The organism is Caballeronia sp. M23-90 (genome assembly GCF_053574605.1).
This window is the reverse complement of sequence record NZ_JBSIPA010000560.1, coordinates 1-3935: the sequence shown is the minus strand read 5'-3', so window position 1 is coordinate 3935 and position 3935 is coordinate 1. Positions and strand designations below refer to the sequence as shown.

The 3935-nt window shown below is 60.4% G+C and carries 3 protein-coding genes; 2 read left to right on the top strand and 1 reads right to left on the bottom strand.

The window, feature by feature from the left end; translation table 11 throughout:
• Positions 1-217: 217 nt before the first annotated feature.
• Entirely contained in the window at positions 218-2134 is a 1917-nt protein-coding gene (locus ACRXB1_RS32450) for a hybrid sensor histidine kinase/response regulator (RefSeq protein WP_086381135.1), read from the top strand.
• Positions 2135-2149: 15 nt separating this feature from the next.
• Entirely contained in the window at positions 2150-2569 is a 420-nt protein-coding gene (locus ACRXB1_RS32445; protein ID WP_449494363.1) for a hypothetical protein, read from the top strand.
• Here the strand turns inward: ACRXB1_RS32445 and ACRXB1_RS32440 are convergent.
• The coding region (locus ACRXB1_RS32440) for an SMP-30/gluconolaconase/LRE-like region family protein (RefSeq protein WP_449494362.1) at positions 2559-3935 on the bottom strand (1377 nt) is incomplete at its 5' end. The genes ACRXB1_RS32445 and ACRXB1_RS32440 overlap by 11 nt on opposite strands.

Genomic DNA, 3935 nt, shown 5'->3' with positions numbered 1-3935 from the left:
CGGCGCTCCAGGATCGGACATGACATCGATAGCTGTATGGATATACAGTATCTTACATCGAAAATGGACTGGCGTGGCCGGGTTCCGTACTGGGCCAACGCTTATTGAAACGGTGAAAGCGCGTGTATAGGTCTATGATTACTCGTCTAATTTATGTCTATAGCCGGGTCCGGACCCGCCCTGGCTGCTAGATGGGTTCACTCGAAGATTCAAGTAAATGACCACACAAGAAACCACTGCAGGCTTCTCCGACGAACGGCGCTTCGAGCTGCTGGTGAGCAACGTCAGTGACTACGCAATCTACATGCTCGACCTGAGCGGTCGCATCAATAGCTGGAACGCGGGCGCTCAACGGTTCAAGGGCTACACGGCCAGCGAGATCATCGGCAAGCATTTCTCTCTTTTCTATACCCCGGAAGACCAGCAAAACAACAGGCCTGCTCGCGCCCTGCGCACGGCGCGCGAAGAAGGCCGTTTCGAAGACGAGGGCTGGCGGGTGCGCAAGGACGGCACCCGTTTCTGGGCGAACGTCGTGATCGATCCGATCCGCGACCCCGAGGGCAATCTGGTCGGCTTCGCCAAGGTCACGCGCGATATCACCGAACGCAAGGCGGCCGAGGAAGCCTTGCGCGGAAGCGAAGAACGGTTTCGCCTGCTCGTGCAGGGCGTGACGGATTACGCCATTTACATGCTGGCGCCGGACGGTGTGGTCACGAACTGGAATTCGGGGGCCGAGCGCATCAAGGGATACACGCACGACGAGATCGTAGGCCAGCACTTCTCCTGCTTCTATACACCCGAGGATCGCCAGGCCGGCTCTCCTGCAAAAACGCTCGCAGCGGCTGCATCGGTGGGGAGGTTCGAGCAGGAAGGCTGGCGAGTCAGAAAAGATGGGACGCGGTTCTGGGCGCACGTTGTAGTCGATGCAGTCCATGACGATCATCAGAAACTGATCGGCTTCGCCAAGATCACGCGCGACGTCACCGAGCGCAAGTTGGCCGCAGAGGCGCTCGAGCGCGCCAACGCCGCACTGTTCCAGTCGCAAAAGATGGAGGCAGTCGGGCAGCTGACCGGCGGTATCGCGCATGATTTCAACAATCTGCTGACCGTCCTGTCGAGCAGCATGGACCTGTTGACCATGCGTCTGAGCAACCCATCGGACATCCGTATTCTCGATACCATGCGCCGCGCCGTCGAACGTGGCGCGACCCTCACGCAGCAGCTCTTGTCGTTTGCGCGCAAGCAGCCGCTGCAAGTCCAGAACTGCGACCTCAACGTGGTGATTGCCGGTTTCGAAGCGGTGCTCAAGCGCGCGGGCAACTCGAGTATCGAGATTGACTTTGCCTATGTGCCGGAACTGCGGATGGTCGCAATCGATGTTGCTCGGTTCGAGGCGGCGTTGCTCAACCTGGTGGTCAACGCGCGCGACGCGATGCCCGAGGGCGGCAAGATCATCGTGGCGGTGAACAACGCGGACCTCAAGGACGGCGATGTCGGCACACTCAAGGCCGGCGCTTTCATAGCGGTCACCGTCAGCGATACCGGAACGGGCATGGCGGAGCGCGTCATTGCGCGTGCGTTCGAGCCGTTCTTCACGACCAAGGAAGTAGGCAAGGGCTCCGGGCTCGGCTTGAGTCAGGTGTATGGTTTCATAGCGCAGTCGGGCGGCGAGGTGCAGATCGACAGCAAAGAGGGGCAGGGCACCACGATCCGGCTGTATCTGCCGGCCATCGAGGACAGCGCGGTGGAGTCGAAAAGCGCGCCCGCGGCATCGCAAGAGATGATCCTCATGGTCGATGACGAACCGGACGTGCTCGACATAGGCGCGGAGTTGTGCAGGTCGATCGGCTATCAGGTCCTGACGGCAAACAACGCGAAGGAAGCGCTGGAGATGCTGAACCGGAGCGCCAACATTTCGATCTTGTTCACCGACGTCGTGATGCCTCAAGGCATGCATGGACTGGAGCTCGCGCGGACGGCGCGGGCGCTGTTGCCGCAATTGAAGGTCGTCCTTGCGTCGGGTTATCCGCTGCCCATGTTGAAGGAACAGCATGGCCCGACCGATGCATTCACCTTCATCACCAAGCCGTATCGGCTGGCCGATCTTGCTCAGGTGCTGCGCACGGCGACATAGACGAAGCGAGGAAACATGAGCAATGCATGGTTGTTCCAGATCCGGATCACTGCTTCGCCCGAACTCGCCGCGACCTTGCGCGGCGATCCGCAGCAGGTGCCGGAGCCGTTGAGTGATCTGCTGCGCTGGCATGACGCGTCCCTCGTGTGCCAGTTCGATGCATTCGCAGGTTATGTCGATGAAGCGGAAAAACTCGGAGTGGACAAATATCCGCTGTACCAATGGACCCGGGATACGATCGAGAACCCGGAGAAAAAGGCCAAATACCTGCGGTCGTTCACCGTCTACGTGAACGATGCGGATGTCTACGCCGCGGACATTGCCGACGCACTGCAAGCGGGATTGTCCGCGCTCGCAGATACGTCCGGCATAGAACGCGTCTCCAGGTTCGACACCAATCCGGCGAACAATCCTCAGCCGCCGGCTAAGGTCTAGCGGCATTCGCAACGGCGCCCGGCGTCCACCGGTAAACAATGATGCTCGACTCGTTGTAGTTGTCCTTCGTGACGACGTACTCGCCCGTCGAGCGCAGATACGCCCTCAGGCCGTACATGGAATCGACGTCGTTGCCTATATCGACCGAGCCGGGATTGCTGTTCGCGAACGTCATGTCGAGACTGCCAGTCGCAAGATTGAACGCGTCGATGTTCGGCGCCGCATGCACATACCCGACAAACAAATAGTTGCCCGCCGCCGTGATCGATTTGGGATTTGCGCTCGTGAGCGTGATGACCGGGCTCGGCGACTTCTGGTTGCCCGCGCGCCAGCCGTGATAGACCTCGATGCGGGTGCCTATCGATGTCCAGTCCGCGCTGCCAATGATGCCTTGTCCGAGGATCATGGTGTCGCTGTCGGCAAGATAGATGATGCGTGTCAGCGGCAGGACGGATCTGGGCGTGGCATAGGCAAAGCCGGGTCCCCATGACGGTTTGCCGTCGGCATCGAAGCCCGTCAGCGGATAGAAGTAAATGCGGTTCGTCCTGTCCGGACCGGCCCAGACGTTCGCGTTGGTATCGAGCGAAAACCCGCCTGTGATCAACGTGCTCGAATTGAAGAGCGCGCCCGGCAGTGATCCATCCGGAATCGCAATGTATCCGTTCGCCGCGTTGAAGTGATAGAAATTGAACACGCCCGGATTCTGGCCGGCCGCGACCATGACCCTGTTTGCGCCAACAGTTGCGAGTTGCGCGAAGTGCTGGCCGCGTTGGGTATCGTTGATATCGATTCGCGGGTCAGCCGGATAGTCGAACGGGTTCACCGTGTTCGCCACGAACGTGCCGCCGGCCGTGCCCGTATAGACGTTGAAACCGCCATAGAAAAACGCGCCGTCCGTCCCGGGGTCCGGTGCGCCGTTGCCCTCGAAGTTAAGCGCCTGCAGTCTCCATCGAAGGATGTTCGACGTGTCGTACACATAGATGTCCGTGTTGCCGTTGCGGGCGAGGTCCCACGTGCCGCCCCACGGGTTGCTGAGCACATAGAGGTTGCCGCCCGCATCCTTGCCGATACCCACCACGCGCGTAAAGCGCCTGTCGCCGACCTGGCCCTTGATGCCGGATGTGGTGTCGAGATAACCGCCCTGGATCCCGAACGTGCCCACTTGAACCGGACTGCCCGATGTCTGGTAGATCTTGATGTTCATGTCGGGTCCCTGGTCGCCGACCAGGAGCTGCCCGTTGGTGGCATCGAAATAAAGTGCGGACGGACGCGACGCGGCGGCCATCTGGATGGTGGTCATGGTTGCACCGCCCGGACTGAATTCCACGATGGCGCCCGCGCCCTGCAGCGCGACCCAGAGGTTGCA

Excerpts from the sequence above, each read along its gene's own strand:
- ACRXB1_RS32450 (WP_086381135.1), top strand. The coding sequence starts at position 218 with ATGACCACACAAGAAACCACTGCAGGCTTCTCCGACGAACGGCGCTTC.
- ACRXB1_RS32445 (WP_449494363.1), top strand. The coding sequence starts at position 2,150 with ATGAGCAATGCATGGTTGTTCCAGATCCGGATCACTGCTTCGCCCGAA.